This window comes from uncultured Umboniibacter sp. (genome assembly GCF_947497555.1).
GTDB lineage: Bacteria > Pseudomonadota > Gammaproteobacteria > Pseudomonadales > DSM-25080 > Umboniibacter.
Window position 1 is genome coordinate 1 of sequence record NZ_CANMGY010000021.1, and the last position, 2,710, is coordinate 2,710.

Sequence of the window (2,710 nt, forward strand, 5' to 3'; positions counted from 1 at the left end):
GGTGGGGCTATTCGTACCTACTTATACCCGTGCTGTTAAACGCAGTATCTGAGCACCTGCACGTAAGTGATGTAGCTATAAAAAACCGCAGTCTAGGCTGCGGTTTTTTTTATCATTAAAGTTGTCAATTACAACAACGCGTACTCGTCAGACAACCTCAACTGTGCTTCGGGAACTGCCAAGTAGATAGAAGGCAAAGGTTATTAGCGCAACGGAATATAAAAGCGTCGCGGCAAAGGCGAATATTACGCTAATGAAGAATATGCCGCTCATTACCAGTAATATTGAGAACGCGCGCAACGATGTTTCAAGCGTTTGCCAGAACTGAAGCAGTAGCACGCCAATCACCAATGTTAGCAACGATACGACAAAGCTCATCGTAATCATGAAGACGATGTAACTTCCCAATATTAATTCCATCACCGTGGAGGCAGTCTCAGGGTCAAGCAATGCAACGCCGACATTCAGGCAAGCTGAACTATAAAGAAGAATCAAACATCCAATTTGAATATTGATTATCCATTCAAGTCCCTTCCCATTGATAAGGTCTTTACAAAGTGATCGGAGGGCTATGAACACATATACCTCAAGCGCCCCAGTAATGATAAAAAGTAAGTCACTCACAGAAAGAGTCATCAAGTCCTTCATGATTTCGTGCTCAATATCCCCATCAAGCATCGAAAATGGAATGGCGAGCCATACAATTGGAAAGAGCACCGCGAGCAGTATCGCGGAGATACCTGCAGTTATAGAGTAAGCTGAATCGCTCATAAGTAAGTTCCTTTCAAATTTAACTATCAGTGTTAGGTTGGTACGTGAGTAGATCACCTGGCTGACAATCTAGCGCTTCACATATAGCCCCTAGCGTACTGAAACGTATCGCCTTTACTTTACCGTTCTTTAATAGCGATAAATTAGTTACCGATACGTCCACACGCTGAGAAAGCTCAGTAAGTGTCATTTTCCTTTTGACCAAAAGAAGGTCGAGTGAGATTACAATATCCATGCTCGTAGAATACATTAATATTTCTGATTATCAATAATAATTTTATGTTTAACGTAAAACATTAAACGTAAAACATTATTTTTCATCTCACTAAGAATGATTAATCGGGAGGGCAATTGCGATTGCCAGAGTTACAGTTTCATCCGTTTAGCCGCGATAGCATAGGTTAAGCTTGCAGCGCATTCAGATTAAGAGAGGTTGCTCGGACGCACACTGAAGCCTTACAGATAGCCTTGGTCGAAGTACCGATCTCATTTTTCAGAGGGTTTGTCCGTTTTCTAAGTTAAAAGTTCTAGGAGGGAGGACAACACGACGGCTGCTTGAATTGTTGTTCCTCTTGCGCCTACCTAACGCGGACAACCAGCTGCCCTACTTAGTATTAGTGTTTCGGACGAAATTGAATTAAGCGCGGATTGATCTTGCTCCGAAGTATGGAAAGACTAAATGAGGGGCAAAGCTGGGGCCACGCCACATGATCTCGATGGCGAATACCGGATGATGTGTTTCCCGCATTATTTTCGATCAGCCATTACTATTGGTCTGCTAGATCTAATGAAGTATCTAGAACGGATAGACCTCTAAGCCGTGGATTGCATGACGGACATCGTTGGTGAGCTGAACGGTTAGTCCTGTCACGCGTCGGTTCATGTCATGGATAGCGATGGTAGAAGGTGAGCTGCCAGCAGCAATGATACCGGGTGCGACCACGCATAAACCTCTGCCAAATCCCGGGCGAGCAAGTTTCGATTCGTCCAGATTCATCCCAGTTAGCTCGGAAACGGGATATTGGGGCACCGGGAATGCGCACTCATCTTCAATACTGTCTCGGCTCGCAAAGCGTACCGCATCGGCTTTGGTATCATTAAAGAGCACACCGTCCTGATAGGGCTGAGCGTTATGAGTGCCGGGCGGCAATTGAGCGCTCATGTTGACGTTTTTACCGTTGAAATGCAGCATGCCGCCTGTTTTCAAACCGCTAATATACATACCGTCATCGTTACAATGCACATTGTTGATATGCATCTTATTGAGCATTAGCGGGCCTTCGTGACCGTTGGGGTCGAAGCGTTTGGCGCTAAAGCTTAAGCCGTTGGTATCAAGTTGGATGGCCCAATGAAACTTCTCGGATTTAGGGTCGAAGCCAATGATTGCGTCGTAAGCGGTTGAGGTGATGAAGAGGGTGCCGCGATATTCAAAGATCTCATGGCAATGTTTCAGATAATTGTTCTTCCAGCTACCGATACACTCAAATTGCGTATTGTAGGCAAATAACTCATCGCTGGCGGCAATGTAGATGGTCTCGCCAATAATACAAATCCCTCGAAGGCCACGATCCCAGCCACGACCTTGCCAGTCGATATCCATTTTATCCCAATCTAATACCTGTTCGGTTGATTGAGTTTTGAGGTCTATCAGGAACACACCACCGTGACTTTGACCCTGCTGGCTGCCACGGACGACGGATGTTGCAATAAGTTTGGTCATGGAAAGATCTTTTGTTTTTAGAGTTTGTAATTAGTGTACCCATTAAGAAATTAGAGTGACAGGCAAAAAGAGTGAAAAAATATAAAGTGTGTTGGAGCTACATTCACGTGAGTTGCGAAGTACTTACCGGGCACCTTGGAGGCGGATTCTAATTTCGACAAGTACAAAAAGGGCGCCAAAAAGGCGCCCAATAAATCAAAGATGATATCGAGAATGTAT

The 2,710-nt window shown here is 44.7% G+C and carries 3 protein-coding genes; all 3 read right to left on the reverse strand.

The window, feature by feature from the left end:
* Nucleotides 1-147 precede the first annotated feature (147 nt).
* The 3 genes from Q0698_RS13195 to Q0698_RS13205 all read right to left on the reverse strand — a co-directional run bounded on the left by Q0698_RS13195 (nucleotide 148) and on the right by Q0698_RS13205 (nucleotide 2,491).
* A complete protein-coding gene (locus Q0698_RS13195) occupies nucleotides 148-771 on the reverse strand; it encodes a hypothetical protein (protein WP_298637155.1) in 624 nt (207 codons plus the stop codon).
* Between the two features lie 19 nt (nucleotides 772-790).
* The gene (locus Q0698_RS13200) at nucleotides 791-1,006 is read right to left on the reverse strand and encodes a helix-turn-helix transcriptional regulator (protein WP_298637156.1); all 216 of its coding nucleotides are present in this window, start codon (nucleotides 1,004-1,006) and stop codon (nucleotides 791-793) included.
* A 561-nt stretch (nucleotides 1,007-1,567) separates the two neighbouring features.
* A complete protein-coding gene (locus tag Q0698_RS13205; protein WP_298637157.1) occupies nucleotides 1,568-2,491 on the reverse strand; it encodes a hypothetical protein in 924 nt (307 codons plus the stop codon).
* Nucleotides 2,492-2,710 lie beyond the last annotated feature (219 nt).

Excerpts from the sequence above, each read along its gene's own strand:
- Q0698_RS13195 (WP_298637155.1), bottom strand. The coding sequence starts at position 771 with ATGAGCGATTCAGCTTACTCTATAACTGCAGGTATCTCCGCGATACTG.
- Q0698_RS13200 (WP_298637156.1), bottom strand. The coding sequence starts at position 1,006 with ATGGATATTGTAATCTCACTCGACCTTCTTTTGGTCAAAAGGAAAATG.
- Q0698_RS13205 (WP_298637157.1), bottom strand. The coding sequence starts at position 2,491 with ATGACCAAACTTATTGCAACATCCGTCGTCCGTGGCAGCCAGCAGGGT.